Source organism: Streptomyces morookaense, assembly GCF_013030945.1.
Taxonomy (GTDB): domain Bacteria; phylum Actinomycetota; class Actinomycetes; order Streptomycetales; family Streptomycetaceae; genus Streptomyces; species Streptomyces morookaensis.
Window position 1 is genome coordinate 84,322 of the sequence record NZ_JABBXF010000012.1, and the last position, 22,986, is coordinate 107,307.

The following is a 22,986-nucleotide window of genomic DNA, read 5'->3' on the forward strand; positions in this document are numbered from 1 at the left end:
GGACTCCCCCTGCTGGCTACGCCGCTCGGTCGACTGCGGCGTTGATCACGAAGGTCAGGGGGATCCTTTCGCTTCCCTTGCCACAAACGACAGGGTGTGCGAGCGTTCTTTACTAATCCGTAAAGATGACGTCACAAGAGATGCCATATACAGCCTCTCTTGCCCCCGAACTCCTCAAATCACCTTTACCACCCCACTGATGTACGAGAGCAGCGAATCCAGAAGTTTCCGCAGAGCCAGCGCATCCGGCGCCACCGCGCCGACGGCCACCGCCGGTCCGGCGAGCGGGGTCAGCACCGCCGTCCCCCCGAGCACCCGGGGCTCGGCCGGGCGGTGCTCGAAGGCCGGATCGACGACGACGAGTTGGCCCACGGCCCGGTGCCCGCCCAGCACCGCACCGCCGTCCCAGCCCGGCACGCCGGGCCCGTAGGCCAGCTCCTGGTCGAAGAGCGGGCGCCCGGCGCGGCGCACCGTCAGCCGGGAGACGAGCCGGCCCGGCGGCTCGCCCGTGCGGCCGAGGACCTGTTCCTCGCGCAGCACCAGCCGGGCGCCGGCGGCGAGTTCGGCCCGGGTGGCCGTCCGCAGGTCGCTGCCGCGCGCGGAGATCAGCGGTTCGGGGAGCCAGTGCAGGACGGCGCCGTCGCCGACGCGGAGGGAGGTGTCGTACGTGGCCGGGGCACCGGTGCGGCCCGGCAGGGCGATCGTCGCGGCCGTCGTGGCGAAGCGCAGCGCGGCCCCGTCCTCCACCTCCGCGGTCAGCGTCAGCCGGTCGCCGCCGAGCGGGGCGCTCATGGCACCGACGAGCGCCACCCGCGCCTCCGGGCCGCGGACGCCCGTGCGGCGCAGGGCGAACGGGCCCTGCCCCGCGAGGACGGGCAGGGCGGTGCCGCCGCGGCCGTCCGGTGCGGCGACGATCCGGGCCGCGGCCACCACGCCCGCGGTGACGGTCGCGGTCACGCGGCCGTCCATGCGGCGAGCTTGCCGCGCACCCAGTCCCGTACCGGGCCGACGCCGTCCTCCGCGGTGAGCGCCGTGAACGCGACGGGCAGGCCGCCCCGTTGGGCCTCGGCATCGCGGGCCATGACCTCCAGATCCGAGCCGACGTACGGCGCGAGGTCGGTCTTGTTGATCACGAGCAGGTCGGCGGTGGTGACACCGGGACCGCCCTTGCGGGGGATGTCGTCGCCCCCGGCGACGTCGATGACGAAGATCTGCGCGTCGACGAGCCCCTTGGAGAAGGTGGCGGTGAGGTTGTCGCCGCCGGACTCGACCAGGACCAGGTCCAGCGGACCGACCGTGTCCTCCAGTTCCTCGACGGCCTCCAGGTTGGCGGAGATGTCGTCGCGGATGGCGGTGTGCGGGCAGGCGCCGGTCTCGACCGCGGTGATGCGCTCGGGCGGCAGCACCGCCTCGCGCAGCAGGAACTCGGCGTCCTCGCGCGTGTAGATGTCGTTCGTGACGACGGCTATGGACAACTCGTCGCGCAGGGCCCGGCACAGGGCGGCGACGGTCGCGGTCTTGCCGGAGCCGACGGGCCCGCCGAGCCCGATCCGCAGCGCCCGGCGGGTGCCGTCGGGGCGCAGCGGGGTCGCTGCGCTGTACGTGTGGCGTTGGGGGTAGAGGTCGTCCGAGTGGTCGAGATGCACGTTTCCTCCGAGGGACGGTGGACGGTGGTCACGAGGCGAAGAGACGTACGGGCCAGCCCGCGTGCTGCTCCGCGGTGATGTCGAGCAGCGGGGCGGAGCCCGCGGGGAGGACGCCGATGCCCTCGTAACCCGCGCGAACGGCGGCCTCCGCGGCCCGGGTTGCGACGTCGTCGAGCTCGGGCGCGAGGCGGGCGAGGACGGCGGTCGCCTGGAAGGGGTCGAGGCCGAGCAGCCGCACGGCCGCCGTGGCAGGGCCGCTCACGGCCTCGTACGCGGCGGCGTACGCCGCGTCGGACGGCCCCAGCCCGGCGGCGCGGGCGGCTGCGCCGAGCACGACGGGCTGGTGGACGCCGCGCGGACGGGCCGCCGCGAGGGCGTCCAGTTCGGCGCAGGGCCAGGCGGCCCGGGCGGCCCGCATCATCTGACGGCCCAGGCGGCGGGCTGCTGCGCGCAGGGCGGCCGAGGGGGTGCGGGCGTCGGCGGCCTCGTCGAGGGCGAGAGGGTCGAGCCCTGCGGCGGCGGCCGCCGAGATGCCTGCGGCCGTGAGACCTGCGGTCCACAGGCGGCCGCGGCAGAACGTCTCCAGTGACGCGGCGTCCGTCAACCTGCCCGCCTTGACGGCGGCTTCGGCTCCGCCGGAGTGGGCGTGGCCGCCGGCGGGGAAGCGGCCGTCGGCCAGGATGAGCAGTGCAGCGCGGGTCCGTTGTGGCTGGTCGCGCAGTTCCCCGCGCCCCTTACGGGGCGCCATGTCCGAGGTTTTTTCCATCAGAACAGGAAGTACCTTTGCGCCATCGGCAGTTCCACCGCCGGCGCCGGATCCACCGGGTCGCCGTCGATCGTGACCGTGAACGTGTCCGGATCCACCTCCACCCGCGGTCGTGCATCGTTGTTGCGCATGTCCGCCTTGGTCACCCCCCGCGTGCTCCGGATCGGGACGAACCGCTTGTCCAGCCCCAGCCGTTCCGGCAGGCCGTCGTCCAGGGCCCACTGGGTGACGAAGTTGAGCGAGTTGGCGGCCGGGGCGCGGCCCACGGCGCCGAACATCGGGCGGGGCAGGATCGGCTGCGGCGTGGGAATCGACGCGTTCGCGTCGCCCATCTGCGCGTACGCGATCTGGCCGCCCTTGATGACCAGTTGCGGCCGGACGCCGAAGAACGCCGGTTCCCACAGCACCAGATCGGCGAGTTTGCCCGTCTCCACGGAGCCGATCTCATGGTCGAGGCCCTGGGCCACCGCCGGGTTGATGGTGTATTTGGCGACATAGCGCCGTGCGCGCAGATTGTCCGCCGCCCCGTCCCCCGGCAGCGCCCCGCGCCGCCGCTTCATCACGTGGGCGGTCTGCCACGTGCGCAGCACCACCTCGCCGATGCGGCCCATCGCCTGGGAGTCCGAGGAGATGATCGAGATGGCGCCGAGGTCGTGCAGCACGTCCTCGGCCGCGATCGTGCCGGGCCGGATGCGGGACTCCGCGAAGGCGAGGTCCTCCGGTACGGCGGGGTTGAGGTGGTGGCAGACCATCAGCATGTCGAGGTGTTCCTCGACGGTGTTGACGGTGTGCGGCCGGGTGGGGTTGGTGGAGCTGGGCAGGACGTTGGCCTCGGAGACGACCGTGATGATGTCGGGCGCGTGCCCGCCGCCCGCGCCCTCGGTGTGGTACGCGTGGATGGAGCGGCCCGCGATGGCGGCGAGGGTGTCGCCGACGAAGCCCGCCTCGTTGAGCGTGTCGGTGTGGATGGCGAGCTGGGCGCCGCTCTCCTCGCACACGTGCAGGCAGGCGTCGATGACGGCGGGCGTCGCCCCCCAGTCCTCGTGGATCTTGAATCCGACGGCCCCGCCGCGCAGTTGGGCGCGCATCGCGTCGTAGGAGACGGTGTTGCCCTTGCCGAGCAGGCCGATGTTGACGGGGTAGGCCTCCAGCGCGTCGAACATCCGGGCAAGGTGCCAGGAGCCGGGGGTGACGGTGGTGGCCTTGCTGCCCTCGGCCGGGCCGGTGCCGCCGCCGACGAGGGTGGTGACGCCGGAGGCGAGCGCCTCCTCGGCGGCCTGCGGGCAGATGAAGTGGACGTGGGCGTCGATGGCCCCGGCCGTGAGGATTCTGCCGTTGCCGGCGATGATCTCGGTCTCGGGGCCGATGACGAGGTCGGGGTGGACGCCGTCCATGGTGTCGGGGTTGCCGGCCTTGCCGATGCCGGTGATGCGTCCGTCGCGGATGCCGACGTCGGCCTTGACTATGCCCCAGTGGTCGAGGACGACGGCGCCCGTGACGACGGTGTCGGGGGCGCCCTCGGCGCGGGTGGTGCGGGACTGGCCCATGGACTCGCGGACGACCTTGCCGCCCCCGAAGACCGCCTCGTCCCCGGCGTGGCCGGGGCCGCCGGAGCGGTCCTCCTCGATCTCGACGAACAGATCGGTGTCGGCGAGCCGGATCCGGTCGCCGGCGGTGGGCCCGTAGAGCGCGGCGTAGGCGGCGCGCGGCAGTTCCGGCAGGGCGGGTGGTTCAGACATCGAGCGGTCCCCCGCACTCGCCGCGCAGGCCGTGGACGATGCGCTTGCCGCCGATGGGGACGAGGCCGACCTCGACGGGGATGCCGGGCTCGAACCGCACGGCCGTGCCGGCGGCGATGTCCAGCCGCCTGCCGCGGGCGGCGGCCCGGTCGAAGACGAGGCCCGGGTTGGCCTCGGCGAAGTGGTAGTGGGAGCCGACCTGGACGGGCCGGTCGGCGGCGTTGAGCACGGTCAGCCGGGTGCGGTGCAGGCCCTCGTTGAGCCGTACCGGGGCGTCGGCGTACTGGACTTCTCCGGGTATCACGGTGCGTCCCCCTGTCACGCGATGGGCTCGTGGACGGTGACGAGCTTCGTCCCGTCCGGGAAGGTGGCCTCGACCTGGACGTCGGGGATCATCTCGGGTATGCCCTCCATCACCTCGTCACGGGTGACGACCTTGCGCCCGGAGGACATGAGTTCGGCGACCGTGCGCCCGTCGCGGGCGCCTTCGAGGATGTGGGCCGTGATGAGCGCGACTGCTTCGGGGTGGTTGAGGAGCACCCCGCGCGCCCTGCGCCTCTCGGCGACGTCCGCGGCCACATGGAGGAGCAGCCGTTCCTGCTCGTGCGGGGTCAGTTGCATGTATCTCACCTCAACACAGCGGTGACCTGGGGCCCTTCCCCCGGGAGCGGGGAATTGCAGATTAGGGCGCAAGCTTTTCCACTGCGTTAACTGACGCTTTGCCAGGTCGTGGACCCGGGCCCCGGAGCTCAGTGCCGGGAGCCGCCGCGGCCCGGGTCGCGGTGCTCGGCGGCGATGCCGAAGCGGCTGCGTTCGCCCGCGGCGGACGACAGCGACCGCACGGTGGAGACCGTGCTGATGACCTGCTCCTCGGCGGCGGGCTGCGCGGCGTCCTCCGCGAGGCGCTCGCTCTCCTCGAGTCGTTCCAGGTCGGCGGCGGAGACCAGGGCGACGAGCGGTTTCCCGTGGCGCGTGACGACCACCCGCTCCCCGCCGTAGACGACGCGGTTGATCAGCTCCGCCAACTCGGCGCGGGCTTGCGTCACAGGAATCTCGTAGGCCATGCCCCCATTCTAACGTGGTGTACGTCCTGTACATTTTTTACAGATGCACGGGCCCGACCGGGCCCGGCCCCAGGGAGGCATGCCATGCACCGACCCGCCACAGCGCGCCACGTCCTGCCGGAGTTCACGGAGCGGACGGGCGACGGCACGCGGACGTTCGACCCCTATTCCAAGCTGCTCTCCGAGCGGATCGTCATGCTCGGCACGCCGGTCGACGACACGGCGGCCAACGACGTGATCGCACAGCTCACGCACCTCGAACACGCGGCGCCCGAGCGCAGCATCTCCCTTTACATCAACTCGCCCGGCGGCTCCTTCCCCGCCCTTTCCGCCGTCTACGACACGATGCGCTTCATCACCTGCGACATCGAGACCGTCTGCCTCGGCCAGGCCGGCGCGGCCGCGGCCGTCCTGTGCGCGGCCGGCACCCCGGGGCTGCGACTGGCGCTGCCGCACGCGCGGTTCGTCGTCCACGAGCCCGGACTTCCCGAGCCCGTGCAGGGACAGCCCTCCGATCTGGCCCTGCACGCCGGGGAGTTGCAGCGCCACCGTGACAGCATGGTGGCGATGCTGGCGCTGCACACCGGGCAGAGCGAGGAGCGGATCCGGCGGGACACCGACCGCACGACCGTCTTCGACGCCGTGGGCGCCGTCGCCTACGGCCTGGTCGACCACGTCGTCGTGAACCGTGGCCGGCAGTCCGCGCGGCCCGGGGCCAGGTGAGGCGCATGTGGCCGCCGGAGCTGCCGCCGCTGCCCGCGCTCACCCGGGCCGAGGGCGAAGTCGTGGACCGTTATCTGGAAGTACTGGATCTCCTCGGCCGGATCAATCCGTCGCGCACGCGCCACACGTACGGCGGGCTACGAGCCGCGCAGACGCTCGTGGTCGCGGCCACCGGACTGCGCGACGCCCTCGCCCTGATGTACGAGCGGGGCGAACGTGAGGTGCATTCGGGCACGCTGGCACAGGCGTTGCGGGTCCTGGACGGTGAACGACGGGCGCGGAAAGTGATGTTGCCGCCCGCAGGGGCGAGCGGATGAGCGAAAACCTTCAGGACCCCATTTCCCGCCGACGGCGTAGGGAACCGTAGACGGGCGGCGGTGATCATTCCGATCACCGCGCGCATGTCGCGCTCGCGGTCGTCACCACGCCGCAGGTGGCGGACTCAGCACGGAAATCCCGCCATGGTCAAACCCCCCTGCGTCCACCGGAATTGCCCAGAGGTGACGAGGCTCACATAGCACGGTTTCCGCTCGGCGTGTCCGTCACCACTGCGTCAAGATCCGTCCGACGACAAGACCCCGCCACCACGGCGGGGCGGTCCGGGCGGACGCCGAACCCTGCCGCCGCCCGGGCGACCGGTCGACACGAGTGCACCGGCAGGGATGGAGGACCCGAGCACGACGGGACGGCGCGACCGTCCCTTGGGGTGAAGCCGCCGCAGGCGGCCGGGCATTCTTCGCCTGCCCGAACCCGACAGGTCATCCTTCACAGGCGGCTGACGAAGGGTATGGCATGGGCGCGCACAAACGTCCTTCAAGGCTGTCGAGGGGCAAAACCGCATCGGCCCTGACCCTCGCCGCAGTCGGAGCCACGATGTTCCTGCCCGGCGGCGTCAACAAGGCCGACGCCTCGACCATCTCCGACCGGGCTCTGCGGATCGCGGAGTCCAAAGCCGGCGCCCCCTACCAGTGGGGCGCGACGGGACCGTACCGCTTCGACTGCTCGGGGCTGACCCTCTACTCCTTCAAACACGCCGGCAAACAACTGCCGCGCACCGCCGAGGACCAGTACAACCGCACGGAGCACATTCCCGCTTCCGTCCGTGAACCCGGGGACCTGGTCTTCTTCCATCGCGGCGGCTACGTCTACCACGTCGGCATCTATGTCGGGGGCGGCAGGATCCTGCACGCTCCCCACACCGGCTCGGTGGTCCGCCTCGAACACATCTGGACGAAGAGCGTCTGGTACGGCCGGGTCGACGACTGACCGCACTCCGGGGCGCGCACCGCGGGCGCGCCCCGGACATCCGGATCACCCGGCTCAGGCGGCCGGCGCGGTCCACGGGAGGCGGACCCACACCGTCTTGCCCCCGTCGGGGGTGGGGGTGACGGAGAGCCCGCCGCCGCACTCGGCGGTGAGGGCGCGGACGATGGCCATGCCCCGGCCGTTGTCCTGCTGGACGGCCGCGGGCAGCCGCCGCGGGTGGCGCGGATGACCGTCCGTGACGCCGATGCGCAGCTGCTCCTCCCGCTCCAGCCGGAGGTCCAGCGTGAAGGTGGGCGACAGGCCCCGGGTGTGCTGCACGGCGTTGGTGACGAGTTCGGAGACGATCAGCCGCACCGCATAGGCGGCGTCGGAGCCGTCCGGGAGCCCCCATTCCGCGAGCACGTCCGCGACATGGCGGCGGGCCGTGGAGACCGAGGCGGGGGCGCTCGGCAGAGTGACGGTTGCTTCCTGGTGGTCTGCCATGGCGCTGTCCCTTTCCCGCCGGGACGGACTCCGACGGCATTGTGCAGGGAAGTCGGGAACGGAACCGGCGGCTCTCCGTGACAGCCTGCCACTGATAACGGCCGGGATGGGAGCGATCCACCGGGATATGCATATATCTGTCGCTCGAAGCGGTGAACTCTGCTACGGGAGACCGGATTTGGAATCACACTGGTCCCGTGACTCCGGCATGTGAACGAAGAGCGCGGTGACCGTGGCGTGAAGGTCCCGCCACGGCCGGGCGCGGGGAGGGAAGGCTGATGCGATACGGACCCGCGGTGCGCCGCCGCAAGCTCGGAGCCGAGCTGCGCCGCCAGCGCGAACTGACGGGTATGACCAGCCGGGAGGCCGCGGGGGCGGTCGGCTGGCACCAGTCGAAGGTGAGCCGGATCGAGACGGGCAGCAGTGGCGTGAAGCCGTCGGACGTGGCCCGGCTGCTGGATGCGTACCGCGTCTCGGATCCCGAACTGCGGGCACTGCTGGGGGCGCTGTGCGGTTCGGGGTCCGCGGATGCGGCGGGGGCCCGGCGCGGCTGGTGGTACGCCTACCGCGACCGGTTGCCGGCCGCCTATCTCGACTTCATCAGCCTGGAGTCGGAGGCGTCCGTGGCGCGCACCCTGGAGACGACGGTGGTGCCCGGACTGCTGCAGACCGCGGCGTACGCGCGGGCCGTGACCCGGGCGGCGCTCGGCGATCCCCCGGAGCAGCGGGTGGCGGAGCTGGTGCAGGTGCGGCTGGCGCGGCAGTCGGTGCTGCGCGGGGAGAAACCGCTGGAGTTGTGCGCGGTGCTCGACGAGGCGGTGCTGCGCCATGAGGTCGGCGGACCGGAGGTCATGGCGGAGCAGTTGCGGCACTTGCTGCGCACGGGTTCACTGCCGCATGTGCGGCTGCATGTGCTGCCGTTCTCCCGGGCCAACCATATCGGCATCACCGGGCCTTTCGTCATCTTCTCGTTCCCGCGCATTGCCGATCTGGACGTGGTTGTTCTGGACCACTTGACGAGTAGCCTCTATCTGGAGCGGAAAGAAGACCTCCGGGCGTACGGCTCCGCCTTCACCACGCTCCGGGCGCACGCCCTCTCGCACGAGAACTCGTTGGATTTCATCGCCGGTATCGCCGGGATCGGCGTCGGCGGGTGAGGAGTTCGACATGTGCCCTTCGGACCCTTGGGACTGGCACCGCAGCAGCTACAGCACCGGAATGAACAACTGCGTCGAAACGGCCACGATCGGCCCGGGTCTCCTCGCCGTGCGCGATGCGCACCGGGCGACGGGCCCCGCCCTGCTGTTCACCCCCGCCGCCTGGGCCCGCTTCGTCACGGGCCTGAGCCGCGGGGCCCTCCCCGAACTCTGAGCAGCGCCAAGGAGATTCAGACCGCCGGAGCAGTCGCGACGACCGTTCCGGCCGCCCGGGCGACCGCCGCGTCCGACAGGTCCGCCCGGGCCGTCAGCCGCAGCCGCGAGATGCCGTCGGGCACGGACGGCGGCCGGAAGCAGCCGACCGCGAGCCCGGCCTCCCGGCAGTCCGCCGCCCACTGCACCGCCGCCTCGGGCGACGGGGCCTGCACCGACACCACCGCCGCATCCGGCCGCACCGCCCTGAGCCCGGCCTCCGTCACCCGCCGGTGGAGCTCCCGGGCCACGGCCCGCACGCGGTGCGCGCGTTCCGGCTCCCTGCGCAGCACCCCGAGGGCGGCCAGCGCGGCGCCGGCCGCCGCGGGCGCGAGGCCGGTGTCGAAGATGAAGGTGCGCGCGGTGCTCACGAGATGCGCGATGACCCGGGCCGGGCCGAGCACCGCACCGCCCTGGCTGCCCAGCGACTTCGACAGGGTGACCGTGGTGACGACATCCGGCGCGCCCGCGAGCCCCGCCGCGTGCACCGCGCCCCGGCCGCCCTCGCCCAGGACGCCGAGCCCGTGCGCGTCGTCGACGAGCAGGGCGGCGCCCGCCTCCCGGCACACCGCGGCGAGGGCGGACAGCGGGGCCGCGTCCCCGTCCACCGAGAAGACGGAGTCCGTGATCGCGAGGGCTCGGCCGCCGTGCGCGGCGAGGGTCTTGCGGACCGCCTCGGGGTCCGCGTGCGGGACGACCGTCTTCTCCGCGCGCGCCAGCCGGCAGCCGTCGATGAGCGAGGCGTGGTTGCCCTCGTCCGAGACCAGCAGGGTGCCGCTGCCGACGGGCCCGGACAGCGCGGTGACGGCGGCCAGATTGGCGGCGTAGCCGGAGGAGAAGACCAGCGCCGCCTCGAACCCGCAGAACTCCGCCAGGCTCTCCTCCAGCCGGGCGTGCAGCCCGGTGCTGCCGCTCACCAGCCGCGAGCCGGTCGCGCCCGCGCCCCACACCCGGGCCGCCTCGGCCGCCGCCTCCGTGACCTCGGGGTGCCGGGACAGGCCCAGGTAGTCGTTGCCCGCGAGGTCGGTGAGGGACGCGTCCGCCCGGCGGGGCCGCAGGGTCCGCACCAGCCCCGCGGCCCGCAGCCGCTCGTGCCGGGCGTCGATCCAGTCGAACGGGTCCCGCTCTGCTCGGTGCATGTGCGTCCTCGGTGCCGAAAGGGGTTTGCACCGCAAGGTAGCCGCCGTCGGGCCTGTCGCGGGATGTGGTGATACACACACGTGAATCGGCCCGTCTTGTGCGATCTCTCCTTGGCCGGAACGGGTGGCGTGAGCAAGGATCTCCGCCATGGACCTGCTGAACACGCTGGTGGAGAAGGGGTTGCGGCGCGAGCTGCCGACCCGTGAAGAGGCTCTCGCCGTCCTGGCGACCTCCGACGACGAACTGCTCGATGTGGTGGCGGCGGCGGGCAGGGTGCGCCGCAAGTGGTTCGGGCGGCGGGTGAAGCTCAACTACCTCGTCAACCTCAAGTCCGGGCTCTGCCCCGAGGACTGCTCGTACTGCTCCCAGCGGCTCGGCTCCGAGACCGGGATCCTCAAGTACACCTGGCTCAAGCCGGAGCAGGCGGCCGAGGCCGCCGCAGCCGGGGTCGCGGGCGGGGCCAAGCGCGTGTGCCTGGTCGCCAGCGGCCGCGGGCCGACGGACCGGGATGTGGACCGGGTGTCGAAGACGATCGAGGCGATCAAGGAGCAGAACGCCGACGTCGAGGTGTGCGCCTGCCTGGGGCTGCTCTCGGACGGCCAGGCGGAGCGGCTGCGCGACGCCGGCGTGTACGCCTACAGCAACAACCTCAACACGTCCGAGGCCACGTACGCCGACATCACCACCACGCACACCTACGCCGACCGTGTCGACACCGTGCGCAAGACGCAGGAAGCGGGCATGTCCGCCTGCTCCGGGCTGATCTCCGGCATGGGCGAGACCGACGAGGACCTCGTCGACGTGGTCTTCTCGCTGCGCGAGCTGAACGTCGACTCCGTCCCCGTCAACTTCCTCATCCCCTTCGAGGGGACGCCGCTGGCCAAGGAGTGGAACCTCACCCCGCAGCGCGCGCTGCGCATCCTGGCGATGGTGCGGTTTGTCCACCCGGACGTGGAGGTGCGCCTCGCGGGCGGCCGGGAGATCCACCTGCGCTCGCTGCAGCCGCTGGCCCTGCACCTCGCCAACTCGATCTTCCTCGGCGACTATCTGACCAGCGAGGGCCAGGAGGGCAAGGCCGACCTGGCGATGATCGCGGACGCGGGCTTCGAGGTGGAGGACATGGGCACCACCACGCTGCCCGCCCACCGGTCCGAGGCCGCGGGCTGCGGCGGCGGGAGCTGCGGTCCGTGCGGGGACGGCGACGGGCAGCCGGCGGCACAGGCCGGGCCCGACGAGGCCCGTACCGATCTGGTCGCCGTGCGGCGCCGGGGCGCGGGGACGGACCTGCCGCCCAATGCCTGAACCCCTCGCCCCCGAGCGGCTGCTGGCCCTCGACCGGCAGCACGTCTGGCATCCCTACGGCCCGATGCCGGGCCGCCAGGAGCCGCTGATCGTGGAGTCGGCGTCCGGTGTCCGGCTGCGCCTGGCGCAGGCGGTGCACGGCTCGGACGAACTGGTGGACGGGATGTCGTCGTGGTGGGCCGCCATCCACGGCTACAACCACCCGGTCCTCAACGAGGCCGTCCAGGGGCAGTTGGGGCGGATGAGTCATGTGATGTTCGGCGGGCTCACGCACGAGCCCGCCGTGCGGCTGGCCTCCCGGCTGGTGGACGTCGCGCCCGAGGGGCTCGAGCACGTCTTCCTCTCCGACTCGGGCTCGGTGGCGGTCGAGGTCGCCGTCAAGATGTGCCTGCAGTACTGGCGTTCCGTCGGCCGGCCCGCCAAGCGCCGCCTGATGACGTGGCGCGGCGGGTACCACGGCGACACCTGGCAGCCGATGGCCGTGTGCGACCCGGACGGCGGGATGCACGAGTTGTGGTCGGGGGCGCTGCCGCGGCAGGTGTTCGCGGACGCGCCGCCGGCCGGGTTCGACGCCGGGGCCGAACCGGCGTACGCGGCGCATCTTCAGGAGCTGATGGAGCGTCACGCCCATGAGCTGGCCGCGGTGATCGTCGAGCCCGTGGTGCAGGGCGCGGGCGGGATGCGTTTCCACTCCCCCGCGTATCTGCAGGTGCTGCGCGAACTGTGCGACGCGCACGACGTGCTGCTGGTGTTCGACGAGATCGCCACCGGATTCGGGCGCAGCGGCGCCCTGTTCGCGGCGGAGCACGCGGGGGTCACGCCCGATGTGATGTGTGTCGGCAAGGCGTTGACCGGCGGCTATCTGTCGATGGCGGCGACGCTGTGCACCCCGCGGGTGGCCGACGGCATCTCGCAGGGCGAGGTGCCGGTGCTGGCGCACGGCCCGACGTTCATGGCCAATCCGCTCGCGGCGGCAGTGGCCAACGCCTCGCTGGACCTGCTGCTGCAGCAGGACTGGCGGACCGAGGTCAAGCGCATCGAGGCCGGGCTGCGGGACGGCCTCGCGGAGGCGGCCGCGTTGCCCGGGGTCCGGGACGTCCGGGTGCTCGGGGCGATCGGCGTGGTCCAGCTCGACCACGAGGTGGACATGGCGGCGGCCACCCGTGCCGCGGTGCGCGAGGGGGTGTGGCTGCGGCCGTTCCGGGATCTCGTCTACACGATGCCCCCGTATGTCAGCGGTGACGACGATGTGGCGCGAATCTGCGCCGCCGTGTGCGCTGCCGCGCGGGAGGCGTGAGGGAACCGCGCGAACAACCACAGCGGATCCGCAGATCAAGGAGAGGAGAGAAACGTGCCGGTACTGATCGTCTCGGGCACGGGCACCGAGATCGGCAAGACGGTGACAACCGCCGCCATCGCCGCGGCAGCCCGGGCGCAAGCCCGCACGGTGGCCGTGCTCAAGCCCGCGCAGACGGGGGTCGCCCCCGGCGAGCCCGGGGACGTCGCCGAGGTCGAGCGGCTGGCGGGAGCGGTGACGGCCGTCGAACTCGCCCGGTTCCCGGAGCCGTTGGCGCCCAACACGGCGGCCCGCCGGGCGGGCCTGAAGCCGGTGCTGCCGGCGGAGATCGCGCAGGCGGCGAAGGAGCTCGACCAGGACCACGACCTGGTCCTGGTCGAAGGCGCGGGCGGGCTGCTGGTGCACCTCGACGACACGGGCAGCACGCTCGCGGACGCGGCGCGACTGCTGGACGCGCCGGTGCTGGTGGTGGCCCAAGCAGGTCTCGGCACGCTGAACGTCACCCAGCTCACCGCAGAGGCGCTGCGCGCAAGGGGCCTGCGCTGCGCGGGCGTCGTCATCGGCAGCTGGCCCGCCGAACCCGGTCTGGCCGTGCGCTGCAACGTCGCGGACCTCCCCGTGGTGGCGGACGCACCGCTGACCGGCGCCGTCCCCGAAGGGGCGGGCGGGCTGACCCCCGAGGAGTTCCGGGCGGCGGCACCGGGCTGGCTGGCCCCCGAGCTGTACGGCACCTGGGACGCGACGACGTTCACCGGCGCCCCTTAGACACCTCCTTGCACAACTGCCCCGGCAGCACAGGACATTGCGGCGCGCCGACGGTGCCGCCGGGCCCGTCCGTGGGAACAATCGCGGTAGCCGTCGTTCCCCGGGAAGGGGTTGTGCCATGTCGCTCCGCAGCACCAGAACGCCGCACGACGCCGTGCACCACCCCGTTTTCGCGCGGTTCTACGGAAAGTTCAGCCCGATCATCGACGAGCGTGCCGGGATCGGTGCACACCGGGACGAGCTGCTGGCGGGGCTCTCGGGCCGGGTGATCGAGATCGGCGCCGGGAACGGGCTCAACTTCGCGCACTACCCCGGCTCGGTCTCGGAGGTGGTCGCGATCGAACCGGAACGCCGGCTGCGGCTGATGGCGGCCGAGGCGGCGGTCCGGGCCGGGGTGCCGGTGGACGTGGTGCCGGGGGCGGCGGAGGCGCTGCCGGTCAAGAGCGAGGCGTTCGACGCGGCGGTGGTGTCCCTGGTGCTGTGTTCGGTGCGGGACGTGCGGCGGTCGCTGGCGGAGCTGCACCGGGTGCTGCGGCCGGGCGGCCAACTGCGGTTCTTCGAGCACGGTCTGGCCGAGGGCCCGGCGCTGGCCTCCGTGCAGCGGGGGCTGGACCGCACCGTCTGGCCGCTGCTCTTCGGCGGCTGCCACACCTCCCGCGACCCGCTGGCGGCGATCACCGGGGCGGGCTTCGAACTGGCGCGGTACCGCCGCCTGAGGGTGCCGCAGACCCGGGTGCCCACGCCGTCCTCGCCGTGCTTCCTCGGCACGGCCGTGCGACCCGCGGAGCCCGAAGTGCGGCGCTGAGCCGAAATCATGAGCACCGACAAGATCCACTGAGGTATCCTCCCCCAAGATCGGAGGCGCCCTCCGGTACGTCGGAGGGCCAAGCACCCAGGGGGAGTTCATGACGCGTCCGTTCCGTTTCGGCGTCAACATGCTCGACATCGGCACCGGCGCCGCGTGGCGCGAGAAGTGCCGCAAGGCCGAGGCGCTCGGGTACGACGTCGTCCTCGTGCCCGACCACCTCGGCATGCCGGCCCCGTTCCCCGCGCTCGTCGCCGCGGCCGAGGTCACACAGCGGCCGCGGCTGGGCACGTTCGTCCTCAACTCGGGTTTCTGGAACCCCGCGCTCCTGGCCCGCGAGGCGGCCACGACCGACCTGCTCACCGGCGGCAGGCTGGAGCTGGGGCTCGGAGCGGGCTATGTGCAGGCCGAACACGACAGCGCCGGGCTGCCGTTCGGCTCGCCCCGCGAGCGGGTCGACCACCTGGAGCGCACCCTCACCGAGGTGCCCCGGCTGCTCGGCGACCCGGAGCACCGGCCGGCGGCCGTCCAGTCGCGTGTGCCCATGCTGGTCGGGGGCAACGGCAAGCGGGTGCTGCGGATCGCCGCGCAGCACGCCGACATCATGGCGTTCACGGGCGGGGGTGCCGGCCCCGACGGGCAGCCGAGGCCCCTCGCCCCCGCCGCCCTGGAGGAGAGCGTCAACGCCTTCCGGGCCTTCGAGGGCGACCGGGCCGAGCCCGCCGAGCTCAACTTCCTGGTGCAGATCGTGGCGGTCGGCGGCGATCCGCGCGTCAAGGCCCGTGAGCTGATGGGCTACCGCGAGGAGCTCGGCGTCGAGGACTTCCTGGACCACCCCTCCCTGCTGACCGGCTCGGTCACGGAGATCGCCGACAGCCTCCGGGCCCACCGCAAGCGCTACGGCTTCTCCTACTTCACGATCCTGGAGCCGTACCTGGAGGAGTTCGCCCCGGTGATCGAGGAGCTGCAGGGGAGCTGACCCCACCGGGGGACTTTGCCGATCCTTTACCATGGGGACATCCGTTCTTCTTCGTCACCGCGAAGGGTTGTCCCCGTGAAGGGTTGTGCGCATCCGCCCATGGGCGATCATGGGACGGAGGTGAACCGATGACCGAAGTACTCCTTCTGGTGCTCGCCCTGCTGCTGACGCTCGCCTGCGCGGTGTTCGTCGCGGCCGAGTTCTCCCTCACCACCGTCGAGCGGGCCGAGCTGGAGCGGGCCGCCGAGAACGGCGAGCGCGGGGCACAGGGCGCGCTCAAGGCCGTGCGCAGCCTGACCTTCCAGCTCTCCGGCGCCCAGCTCGGCATCACCGTCACCGGCCTGATCATCGGCATGCTCGCCAAGTCGTCCATCGCCGCCCTGCTCACCGGTCCGATCGAGGCCCTCGGCCTGCCCGCCGCCGCGGCCTCCTCCACGGCCCTGGTCCTGGGCACCGTGCTGTCCACGGTGGTGCTGATGGTCGTCGGCGAGCTCGTGCCCAAGAACTGGGCGATCTCCCGCCCGCTGCCGGTGGCCAAGAAGGTCGCGGGCCCGCAGCGCGTGTTCAGCGCCGTCTTCCGCCCGCTGATCCGGCACCTGAACAACACCGCCAACCGCTTCCTGCACCGGATGGGCCTGGAGCCCGCCGAGGAGCTGGCCTCCGCGCGCGGCCCCCAGGAGCTCATGGCGCTCGCCCGCCACTCGGCCCGGGAAGGCGCGCTGGAGAAGGACACCGCGGAACTCTTCGTCCGCACCCTCAACCTGGCCGACCTGACCGCGGAGAACGTGATGACCCCGCGCGTCCAGGTCATGGCCCTCGACGTGCGGGCCACCGCCGAGGACGTCGCCAACGCCACCCGTGCGACCGGCCTCTCCCGCTTCCCCGTCTACCGGGGCAGCCTCGACACCGTCGTCGGCACCGCCCACATCAAGGACGTCCTCGCCGTGCCCGCCGACCGGCGCCCGCACCATCCCGTCGCCGAGCTGCTCCGCGAGCCGCTGCTGGTGCCGGAGTCGCTCACCGTGGACCGGCTGCTGGACCGGCTCTCCGCCAAACGCAGCATGGCCGTGGTCATCGACGAGTACGGCGGCACGGCCGGCGTGGTCACCCTGGAGGACATCATCGAGGAGGTCGTCGGCGAGGTCCGCGACGAGCACGACCCCCAGGAGCGCCCCGACCTGGCCCCGACCGGCCGGGACGCCGAGGGCCGCCGGGTCTACGACGCGGACGGCGCCGTCCGCACCGACGACCAGCTGGAGGAGATCGGGCTGCGCGTGCCGGAAGGCCCGTACGAGACCGTCGCGGGCCTGGTCGCCACCGAGCTCGGCCGCATCCCGGCCGAGGGCGACATCGTCCGCGTCGCGGGCTGGCGCATCGACGTCACCGACGCCTCCGGGCGGCGTGCCGCCCGTGTGCGTCTTACCGCGCCCCTGCCCGGGGAGGCGGACCGGTGACCTTCGTGCAGTTGCTCATCGGACTGGCCACCCTGGCCGTCAACGCCTTCTTCGTCGGCGCCGAGTTCGCGATGATCTCGGTGCGCCGCGGCCAGATCGAACCGCGCGCCGAGGACGGCGACCGGCGGGCCCGCAGCGTGCTGTGGGGGCTGCGGCACATCTCCGCCCTCCTGGCCGCGGCACAGCTCGGCATCACGCTGTGCACGCTGGTGCTCGGTGTGGTCGCCGAACCGGCCATCGCCACCGTGCTGCACCCCTTCTTCGACGCGGTGGGCATGCCCCAGGCGCTGAACCACCCGGTGTCGTTCGTCATCGCCCTGGCCGTCGCGACGTATCTGCACATGCTGCTCGGCGAGATGGTGCCCAAGAACGTCGCCCTCGCCGAACCCGTGCGCACCGCGCTGCTGCTCGGCCCGCCGCTGGTGACGCTCGCGCGCACCCTGCGCCCGGTGGTCTTCACCGTCAACGAGCTCGCGAACGGCGTCCTGAAGCTGCTGCGCGTCGAGCCCAAGGACGAGGTGGCGGCCACCTTCTCGGACGACCAGCTCGCCCGGATCGTCGCCGACTCCAGCGAGGCGGGCCTGCTCGACGCCCGGGCCACCGAACGGCTGCGGGACGCCCTGGAACTGGGCAAACGCCCGGTCGAGGACGTGGTGATGGAACCGGAGAAGGTCGTCTCGGCCCGGCAGGGCATCACGCCCGAGGGCCTGGAACAGCTCTCCGCGGCCACCGGCTTCTCCCGGTTCCCCGTCGTCGACGAGCACGACCGGATCCTCGGCTATCTGCACGTCAAGGACGCCCTGGACGCCGAGCCGCGCGACGAACCCTTCCCGCCGGAGCAGATGCGCCCGATCGCCCGGGTCCGCTCCGACACCCCCCTCGACGACGTGATCACGGCCATGAGCGGCACGGGCGCCCACCTCGCGGCGGTCATCGGCGAGGACAGCCGGCTGACCGGGATGGTCACCCTGGAGGACGTGCTGCGCGAACTGATGGGCCGGCAGCCGTGATCCACCGCCGCGCACAGGCGTAGGATCGCCGGGTCATGCAGACGAATGCCATATACACCAGTTTTGTCGCGGTCGGCGACTCCTTCACCGAGGGCATGTCCGACGGACTGCCGGACGGCTCGTACCGCGGCTGGGCCGACCTGCTCGCGGCCCGGCTGGCCGAGCGCGCCCCCGGGTTCCGGTACGCGAACCTGGCGGTGCGCGGCAAGCTGATCGGACAGATCGCGGACGAGCAGGCGGCACCGGCCGCCGCGATGGGCGCCGATCTGGTGACGCTGGTCGGCGGGCTCAACGACGTCCTGCGGCCCTCGTGCGACGTGGACCTGGTGTGCGCCCGGCTGGAGGAGGCGGCGGCCCGGCTGGCGCCGAGCTGCCGGCAACTGGTGCTGATGCGCAGCCCGGGGCGGCGCGGGCCGGTGCTGGAGCGGTTCCGGCCCCGGATGGAACAGCTCTTCGACTTCGTCGACGGGCTGGCCGAGCGGCACGGTGCCCTGGTCGTGGACCTCTTCGGGGCCGAGGTGCTGGGCGATCCCCGGCTGTGGGCCGAGGACCGCCTGCACCTGAACGCCGAGGGGCACCGGCGGGTGGCCGAAGCCGTTTGGCAGGCGCTGGGGCAGGCGCCTGCTTTCGATTGGCGGGATCCGCTGCCGGCCGCCGCCCGCGCCGGCTGGGGCGCGCGGCGGGCGTCGGACGCGCGGTTCGCGCGGGAGCATCTGCTGCCGTGGATCGGGCGGCGCCTTTCCGGCCGTTCCTCCGGCGACGGGCGGCCGCCCAAGCGGCCGGAGCTTTTGCCGTACGCGTAGAACCGCGGGCCGTCTGTGGCTGGTCGCGCAGTTCCCCGCGCCCCTCCGGGGCGCGACGAGTCCGGGTGCGATCAGTGGGCGCCCCGTCAGGGGCGCGGGGAACTGCGCGAGCAACCACAACGGACCCGCAGCCAACAGACGGCCTCGTAGCAACCCACAACCGCCACCGGCGTCCGGACCTGCGCGAACCGCCAGTAGAATCTGGTCACGTGACTGCAAAGCCTCGCATCCCCAACGTCCTGGCCGGCCGCTACGCCTCCACCGAGCTCGCCGTGCTGTGGTCCCCCGAGTACAAGGTGACGCTGGAGCGGAAGCTCTGGCTCGCCGTGCTCCGCGCCCAGAAGGACCTGGGGGTCGAGGTGCCGGACGCGGCCCTCGCCGACTACGAGCGAGTCCTGGAGCAGGTCGACCTGGCCTCGATCGCCGAGCGCGAGAAGGTCACCCGGCACGACGTGAAGGCCCGCATCGAGGAGTTCAACGCCCTCGCCGGCCACGAGCACGTGCACAAGGGCATGACCTCCCGCGACCTCACCGAGAACGTGGAGCAGCTGCAGATCCGGCTGTCGCTGGAGCACGTCCGCGACCGCACGGTCGCCGTCCTGGCGCGGCTCGGCAAGCTGGCGGCCGAGCACGCCGAGCTGGTCATGGCGGGCCGCTCGCACAACGTCGCCGCCCAGGCCACCACCCTCGGCAAGCGCTTCGCCACCGCCGCCGACGAGCTGCTGGTCGCCCACGGCCGCACCGAGGAGCTCATCGCCCGCTACCCGCTGCGCGGCATCAAGGGCCCGGTCGGCACCGCCCAGGACATGCTCGACCTGCTCGGCGGCGACGCCGCGAAGCTCGCGCAGCTGGAGGAGCGCATCGCGCAGCACCTCGGCTTCGGCCGGGCCTTCACCTCCGTCGGCCAGGTCTACCCGCGCTCCCTCGACTACGACGTGGTGACCGCGCTGGTGCAGCTCGCGGCCGCCCCCTCGTCGCTGGCGAAGACGATCCGGCTGATGGCCGGCCACGAGCTGGTGACCGAGGGCTTCAAGCCGGGCCAGGTCGGCTCGTCGGCGATGCCGCACAAGATGAACACCCGTTCCTGCGAGCGCGTCAACGGCCTGATGGTGATCCTGCGCGGCTACGCGTCGATGACCGGCGAGCTGGCGGGCGACCAGTGGAACGAGGGCGACGTCTCCTGCTCCGTGGTGCGCCGCGTCGCGCTGCCGGACGCGTTCTTCGCGCTGGACGGTCTGCTGGAGACCTTCCTCACCGTCCTCGACGAGTTCGGCGCCTTCCCGGCCGTCGTCGCCCGTGAGCTGGACCGCTACCTGCCGTTCCTCGCCACCACCAAGGTGCTGATGGGTGCGGTGCGCGCGGGTGTCGGCCGCGAGGTCGCGCACGAGGCCATCAAGGAGCACGCGGTGGCCTCGGCGCTGGCCATGCGCGAGCAGGGTGCCGAGCGCAACGAGCTGCTGGACAAGCTGGCCGCCGACGAGCGCATCCCGCTCGACCGCGCCGCGCTGGACGGGCTGATGGCCGACAAGCTGTCGTTCACCGGTGCCGCGGCCGACCAGGTCGCCTCGGTCGTCTCCCGCATCGAGGAGATCGCCAAGCAGCACCCGGAGGCGGCCGCCTACGTGCCGGGCTCCATCCTGTAGTACATGACTCCTCAAGAGCTCGAAGCCGCCCGCGACCGCCTCGTCCCCGACGTGGTCGCGGGCGGTCTGCGCGTCCTGTTCTGCGGCATCAACCCGGGTCTGATGACGGCCGCCACGGGCCACCACTTCGCCCGGCCCGGCAACCGCTTCTGGCCCGTCCTCCACGCGTCGGGCTTCACCCCGCGCCTGCTCCACCCGTCGGAGCAGGAGGAGTTGCTCGGCTACGGGCTCGGCATCACCAACGTGGTGGCGCGGGCGACCGCGAAGGCGGACGAGCTGAGCGCCGAGGAGTTCCGCGAGGGCGGGCGGCTGCTGAGGGAGAAGGTGGCCCGACTGCGGCCGCGCTGGCTGGCCGTGGCCGGGGTGACCGCCTACCGCACGGCCTTCGGCGACAAGCGCGCCGCCATAGGCCCGCAGGAGCGGACGATCGGGGACACCAGGATCTGGGCGCTGCCCAACCCCAGTGGCCTCAACGCGCATTGGACGCTCGCGACGATGGCCGAGGAGTTCGGCCGGCTGCGCGCGGCGGCCGAGGCCGACTGAACCGGGGCGTCCGGACGCTCGCCGCCCGGTCCCGCACCGGCTACGATCCGGCAGCAGGCAAAGCGCACGCAAAGCGAGGAGGCGGCACGTTGGGGCGGCTCACCGGCGGGGATCCGTCTCTGCTGCGGCGGATCAATTCGGCCGTGGTACTGCACGCGTTGCGTGCCGCCGCGTGCCCCACGCTCACCGACCTGGTCAAGGTGACGGGCCTGTCCCGGCCGACCGTGGAAGGCGTGGTCGAGGGCCTGATCACGACAGGTCTGGTGGCGGAGGCACCCGTCGAGGAAGGTGCCGCGCGCCGGCAGGGACGGCCGGCGCGGCGCTTCCGGTTCCGGGTCGAAGCGGGGCATCTGCTGGGCATCGAGATCGGAGCGCACCGGATCGCCGCGCTCCTCGCCGACCTCGGCGGGCGGGTCGTGGGGTCGGCGTCGGCCGACGTCTCCGCGGCGGCTCCCGCGGACGAGCGCCTGGAGCAGGTGCGGGTCTGCGTCGAGGGGCTGCTGGAACGGGCGGGCGTGCCGTGCGGTTCGCTGCGGGCCGTGGGCGTGGCCAGCCCCGGCATCGTCGAGGCGGACGGGACCGTCCGGCTGGGCACGGCGCTGCCGGGCTGGACCGGACTGCCCCTCGGGAAGCGGCTGCAGGGCTCGTTCCGGTGCCCGGTGCTGGTGGAGAACGACGCCAACGCCGCGGCCGTGGCCGAACATTGGAAGGGTGCGGCGACCGAATCGGACGACGTCGTCTTCGTGCTCGCCGGCCTGAGTCCCGGGGCGGGTTCGCTGATCGGCGGCCGGCTGCACCGGGGCTTCGGCGGGGCGGCCGGGGAGATCGGCGCCCTGCACCTGCTGGGCCGCGAGGCGACCCCGGAAGAGGTGCTGTCCCCCACCGGGGAGCCGCTGCACCCGCTCGACGAGGCCCAGGTGGCGCGGGTGTTCGCGCTGGCGGACGAGGGCGACGAGCGCGCCCGGGCCGCGGTGGAACGCTACCTGCGGCGCCTGGTGCACGACGTGGCGGCCCTGGTGCTGGCCCTGGACCCCGAGCTCGTGGTGGTCGGCGGCTGGGCGGCCGGCCCGGACGGGGTCCTGGAACCGCTCCGCAGGGAACTGTCCCGGTACTGCCTGCGGCCGCCACAGGTGGCGCAATCCCTGCTGGGCGAGGCCGCGGTGGCAACGGGAGCGCTGCGCCTGGCCCTCGACCACGTGGAGGAACAACTCTTCGCGGTCGGCCCGTAGGGGCTGCGCCCCGTAAGAGGCGCGCCCCCCTACGGGGCGCTCACCCCGCGAGCAAGCCGTCGAACGTGAGCCGACACGTGTCGGCCCGGTACGTGGCGACGGCCACCGCCGCCGTCCCGCCCCCCGCGCTGTAGCGGGTGGTGACGACAAGGACAGGCGAACCGGGAAGCCGGTCCAGCTGCTTGGCGTCGTCCGCACGCGCCGATCCCAGCTCCACGGACCGCTCCTGCCCCTCCAGTTGGAGCCGCTGAAGCTCCCGCAGCACGGCACGGGCGCGAGCCGCCCCGCCGGGCGCGTCGATGGCGGCGAGCCCCGGAACGCTCGCGGCCGGCACGTACAGCAGCTCCGCGGCGACGGCCTGCCCGTGCGTCCTGCGGATGCGGCGCACCGTGTGCACGGACTCCTCCGCACCGGTGCCGAGGAGGCGGGCGACGGCCGCGGGCGGAGCGGCCTCGACGCCGTCGACGGCCTGCCAGGAGTCGGTGGCGGCGCCGGGCCAGACGTGCCCGGCGTCACCGACGGCCACGCCCATGCGGGGCGGGGCGACGGTGGTGCCGACGCCGCGGCGGCGCTGGAGCCGTCCCTCCAGCTCCAGTTGTTCGAGCGCCTGCCGGAGCGTGGCCCGGGCGACGCCGAACCGGGCCGCGAGATCGCGCTCGTTGGGCAGGATCTCCCCCACGGCGAACTCGGAGTCGAGTGCGTCGCTGAGGACGGTCTTCAGGTGCCAGTACTTCGGCTCAGGCACCGATTCCAGCTGCGTGGTCCCCACCCTGTCCTCCGCAAAGGGTTTTTGCGCGCTTCTTTATTAAAGGTTGTTGCGTATGCCTGCGACCATAGGGCGGTGTGCGGACTTGGTCAAGACCAATGCCCCTGCACAACGAGCGTGCAGGGGCATCGGGTGGCGCGAAGGCAAACAGAGG

The 22,986-nt window shown here is 72.7% G+C and carries 26 protein-coding genes; 16 read left to right on the forward strand and 10 right to left on the reverse strand.

The annotated features are described in order from the left end of the window. Window positions 1-174: 174 nt before the first annotated feature. From HG542_RS07160 to HG542_RS07190, 7 genes are all read right to left on the reverse strand, one after another. The gene (locus HG542_RS07160) at window positions 175-969 is read right to left on the reverse strand and encodes an urease accessory protein UreD (protein ID WP_171079222.1); all 795 of its coding nucleotides are present in this window, start codon (window positions 967-969) and stop codon (window positions 175-177) included. Next, window positions 954-1,646, reverse strand: a complete 693-nt coding sequence (gene ureG / locus HG542_RS07165) for an urease accessory protein UreG (RefSeq protein ID WP_171079223.1) — start codon at window positions 1,644-1,646, stop codon at window positions 954-956. Before ureG ends, HG542_RS07160 begins: the two co-directional genes overlap by 16 nt. Before the next feature lie 28 nt (window positions 1,647-1,674). After that, a complete protein-coding gene (locus HG542_RS07170; protein ID WP_171079224.1) occupies window positions 1,675-2,394 on the reverse strand; it encodes an urease accessory protein UreF in 720 nt (239 codons plus the stop codon). A 17-nt stretch (window positions 2,395-2,411) separates the two neighbouring features. Next, window positions 2,412-4,133, reverse strand: coding sequence for an urease subunit alpha (locus HG542_RS07175; RefSeq protein WP_171079344.1), 1,722 nt, complete (start codon window positions 4,131-4,133; stop codon window positions 2,412-2,414). 10 nt (window positions 4,134-4,143) lie between these two features. Next, a complete protein-coding gene (locus HG542_RS07180; RefSeq protein WP_171079225.1) occupies window positions 4,144-4,455 on the reverse strand; it encodes an urease subunit beta in 312 nt (103 codons plus the stop codon). Between the two features lie 14 nt (window positions 4,456-4,469). Beyond that, window positions 4,470-4,772, reverse strand: a complete 303-nt coding sequence (locus tag HG542_RS07185; protein ID WP_171079226.1) for an urease subunit gamma — start codon at window positions 4,770-4,772, stop codon at window positions 4,470-4,472. 128 nt (window positions 4,773-4,900) lie between these two features. Beyond that, window positions 4,901-5,215 carry a type II toxin-antitoxin system Phd/YefM family antitoxin gene (locus HG542_RS07190; RefSeq protein WP_171079227.1) on the reverse strand — a complete coding sequence of 105 codons (315 nt, stop codon included), beginning with the start codon at window positions 5,213-5,215 and terminating at the stop codon, window positions 4,901-4,903. 84 nt (window positions 5,216-5,299) lie between these two features. Between HG542_RS07190 and HG542_RS07195 the strand changes: the two genes are divergently transcribed. The 3 genes from HG542_RS07195 to HG542_RS07205 all read left to right on the forward strand — a co-directional run bounded on the left by HG542_RS07195 (window position 5,300) and on the right by HG542_RS07205 (window position 7,204). Then, a complete protein-coding gene (locus HG542_RS07195) occupies window positions 5,300-5,938 on the forward strand; it encodes an ATP-dependent Clp protease proteolytic subunit (protein WP_171079228.1) in 639 nt (212 codons plus the stop codon). A 5-nt stretch (window positions 5,939-5,943) separates the two neighbouring features. Then, on the forward strand, window positions 5,944-6,255 hold the full coding sequence (locus HG542_RS07200) for a hypothetical protein (protein ID WP_171079229.1): 312 nt from the start codon (window positions 5,944-5,946) through the stop codon (window positions 6,253-6,255). 475 nt (window positions 6,256-6,730) lie between these two features. Further along, window positions 6,731-7,204, forward strand: a complete 474-nt coding sequence (locus tag HG542_RS07205; RefSeq protein WP_171079230.1) for a C40 family peptidase — start codon at window positions 6,731-6,733, stop codon at window positions 7,202-7,204. Window positions 7,205-7,258: 54 nt separating this feature from the next. Here HG542_RS07205 and HG542_RS07210 read toward each other — a convergent pair whose 3' ends face one another. Continuing rightward, window positions 7,259-7,687 carry an ATP-binding protein gene (locus tag HG542_RS07210; protein WP_171079231.1) on the reverse strand — a complete coding sequence of 143 codons (429 nt, stop codon included), beginning with the start codon at window positions 7,685-7,687 and terminating at the stop codon, window positions 7,259-7,261. 278 nt (window positions 7,688-7,965) lie between these two features. Here HG542_RS07210 and HG542_RS07215 point away from each other — a divergent pair, with 278 nt between their 5' ends. Both HG542_RS07215 and HG542_RS07220 read left to right on the forward strand, forming a co-directional pair. Continuing rightward, on the forward strand, window positions 7,966-8,844 hold the full coding sequence (locus HG542_RS07215) for a helix-turn-helix domain-containing protein (protein WP_171079232.1): 879 nt from the start codon (window positions 7,966-7,968) through the stop codon (window positions 8,842-8,844). Between the two features lie 10 nt (window positions 8,845-8,854). Further along, a complete protein-coding gene (locus HG542_RS07220; protein WP_171079233.1) occupies window positions 8,855-9,058 on the forward strand; it encodes a DUF397 domain-containing protein in 204 nt (67 codons plus the stop codon). A 16-nt stretch (window positions 9,059-9,074) separates the two neighbouring features. Here HG542_RS07220 and HG542_RS07225 read toward each other — a convergent pair whose 3' ends face one another. Beyond that, a complete protein-coding gene (locus HG542_RS07225; RefSeq protein ID WP_171079234.1) occupies window positions 9,075-10,235 on the reverse strand; it encodes an 8-amino-7-oxononanoate synthase in 1,161 nt (386 codons plus the stop codon). Window positions 10,236-10,383: 148 nt separating this feature from the next. On the opposite strand from HG542_RS07225, the gene bioB reads away from it, so the two are divergent. From bioB to HG542_RS07280, 11 genes are all read left to right on the forward strand, one after another. After that, a complete protein-coding gene (gene bioB / locus HG542_RS07230; protein ID WP_171079235.1) occupies window positions 10,384-11,538 on the forward strand; it encodes a biotin synthase BioB in 1,155 nt (384 codons plus the stop codon). Then, complete coding sequence (locus HG542_RS07235) at window positions 11,531-12,835, forward strand: adenosylmethionine--8-amino-7-oxononanoate transaminase (protein WP_171079236.1); 1,305 nt, start codon at window positions 11,531-11,533, stop codon at window positions 12,833-12,835. Before bioB ends, HG542_RS07235 begins: the two co-directional genes overlap by 8 nt. 54 nt (window positions 12,836-12,889) lie before the next feature. After that, window positions 12,890-13,600, forward strand: a complete 711-nt coding sequence (bioD, locus tag HG542_RS07240) for a dethiobiotin synthase (protein WP_171079237.1) — start codon at window positions 12,890-12,892, stop codon at window positions 13,598-13,600. Between the two features lie 118 nt (window positions 13,601-13,718). Continuing rightward, window positions 13,719-14,405 (forward strand): class I SAM-dependent methyltransferase, encoded by a 687-nt coding sequence (locus HG542_RS07245; protein ID WP_171079238.1) that lies wholly within the window; start codon window positions 13,719-13,721, stop codon window positions 14,403-14,405. 100 nt (window positions 14,406-14,505) lie between these two features. Then, window positions 14,506-15,384: an LLM class F420-dependent oxidoreductase gene (locus tag HG542_RS07250; protein ID WP_171079239.1), complete on the forward strand. Its 879-nt coding sequence runs from the start codon at window positions 14,506-14,508 to the stop codon at window positions 15,382-15,384. Window positions 15,385-15,512: 128 nt separating this feature from the next. Then, window positions 15,513-16,838 carry a hemolysin family protein gene (locus HG542_RS07255; RefSeq protein WP_171079240.1) on the forward strand — a complete coding sequence of 442 codons (1,326 nt, stop codon included), beginning with the start codon at window positions 15,513-15,515 and terminating at the stop codon, window positions 16,836-16,838. After that, on the forward strand, window positions 16,835-17,848 hold the full coding sequence (locus HG542_RS07260) for a hemolysin family protein (RefSeq protein ID WP_171079241.1): 1,014 nt from the start codon (window positions 16,835-16,837) through the stop codon (window positions 17,846-17,848). Before HG542_RS07255 ends, HG542_RS07260 begins: the two co-directional genes overlap by 4 nt. Before the next feature lie 35 nt (window positions 17,849-17,883). Beyond that, complete coding sequence (locus tag HG542_RS07265) at window positions 17,884-18,651, forward strand: SGNH/GDSL hydrolase family protein (RefSeq protein WP_171079242.1); 768 nt, start codon at window positions 17,884-17,886, stop codon at window positions 18,649-18,651. 209 nt (window positions 18,652-18,860) lie between these two features. Further along, window positions 18,861-20,294: an adenylosuccinate lyase gene (gene purB / locus HG542_RS07270; protein WP_171079243.1), complete on the forward strand. Its 1,434-nt coding sequence runs from the start codon at window positions 18,861-18,863 to the stop codon at window positions 20,292-20,294. Window positions 20,295-20,297: 3 nt separating this feature from the next. After that, window positions 20,298-20,837 (forward strand): G/U mismatch-specific DNA glycosylase, encoded by a 540-nt coding sequence (gene mug / locus HG542_RS07275; protein WP_171079244.1) that lies wholly within the window; start codon window positions 20,298-20,300, stop codon window positions 20,835-20,837. 89 nt (window positions 20,838-20,926) lie between these two features. Continuing rightward, complete coding sequence (locus tag HG542_RS07280; protein WP_171079245.1) at window positions 20,927-22,066, forward strand: ROK family protein; 1,140 nt, start codon at window positions 20,927-20,929, stop codon at window positions 22,064-22,066. 40 nt (window positions 22,067-22,106) lie between these two features. Here the strand turns inward: HG542_RS07280 and HG542_RS07285 are convergent, their stop codons facing one another. Further along, the gene (locus HG542_RS07285) at window positions 22,107-22,835 is read right to left on the reverse strand and encodes a GntR family transcriptional regulator (RefSeq protein ID WP_171079246.1); all 729 of its coding nucleotides are present in this window, start codon (window positions 22,833-22,835) and stop codon (window positions 22,107-22,109) included. Window positions 22,836-22,986: the final 151 nt, after the last annotated feature.

Coding starts and splice junctions, on each gene's coding strand:
- HG542_RS07225 (WP_171079234.1), bottom strand. CDS start 10,235: ATGCACCGAGCAGAGCGGGACCCGTTCGACTGGATCGACGCCCGGCAC.
- HG542_RS07250 (WP_171079239.1), top strand. CDS start 14,506: ATGACGCGTCCGTTCCGTTTCGGCGTCAACATGCTCGACATCGGCACC.
- HG542_RS07220 (WP_171079233.1), top strand. CDS start 8,855: ATGTGCCCTTCGGACCCTTGGGACTGGCACCGCAGCAGCTACAGCACC.
- HG542_RS07160 (WP_171079222.1), bottom strand. CDS start 969: ATGGACGGCCGCGTGACCGCGACCGTCACCGCGGGCGTGGTGGCCGCG.
- HG542_RS07255 (WP_171079240.1), top strand. CDS start 15,513: ATGACCGAAGTACTCCTTCTGGTGCTCGCCCTGCTGCTGACGCTCGCC.
- bioB (WP_171079235.1), top strand. CDS start 10,384: ATGGACCTGCTGAACACGCTGGTGGAGAAGGGGTTGCGGCGCGAGCTG.
- HG542_RS07210 (WP_171079231.1), bottom strand. CDS start 7,687: ATGGCAGACCACCAGGAAGCAACCGTCACTCTGCCGAGCGCCCCCGCC.
- HG542_RS07170 (WP_171079224.1), bottom strand. CDS start 2,394: ATGGCGCCCCGTAAGGGGCGCGGGGAACTGCGCGACCAGCCACAACGG.
- HG542_RS07245 (WP_171079238.1), top strand. CDS start 13,719: ATGTCGCTCCGCAGCACCAGAACGCCGCACGACGCCGTGCACCACCCC.
- HG542_RS07215 (WP_171079232.1), top strand. CDS start 7,966: ATGCGATACGGACCCGCGGTGCGCCGCCGCAAGCTCGGAGCCGAGCTG.
- HG542_RS07195 (WP_171079228.1), top strand. CDS start 5,300: ATGCACCGACCCGCCACAGCGCGCCACGTCCTGCCGGAGTTCACGGAG.
- HG542_RS07185 (WP_171079226.1), bottom strand. CDS start 4,772: ATGCAACTGACCCCGCACGAGCAGGAACGGCTGCTCCTCCATGTGGCC.
- mug (WP_171079244.1), top strand. CDS start 20,298: ATGACTCCTCAAGAGCTCGAAGCCGCCCGCGACCGCCTCGTCCCCGAC.
- HG542_RS07200 (WP_171079229.1), top strand. CDS start 5,944: ATGTGGCCGCCGGAGCTGCCGCCGCTGCCCGCGCTCACCCGGGCCGAG.
- HG542_RS07265 (WP_171079242.1), top strand. CDS start 17,884: ATGCAGACGAATGCCATATACACCAGTTTTGTCGCGGTCGGCGACTCC.
- HG542_RS07235 (WP_171079236.1), top strand. CDS start 11,531: ATGCCTGAACCCCTCGCCCCCGAGCGGCTGCTGGCCCTCGACCGGCAG.
- HG542_RS07205 (WP_171079230.1), top strand. CDS start 6,731: ATGGGCGCGCACAAACGTCCTTCAAGGCTGTCGAGGGGCAAAACCGCA.
- HG542_RS07190 (WP_171079227.1), bottom strand. CDS start 5,215: ATGGCCTACGAGATTCCTGTGACGCAAGCCCGCGCCGAGTTGGCGGAG.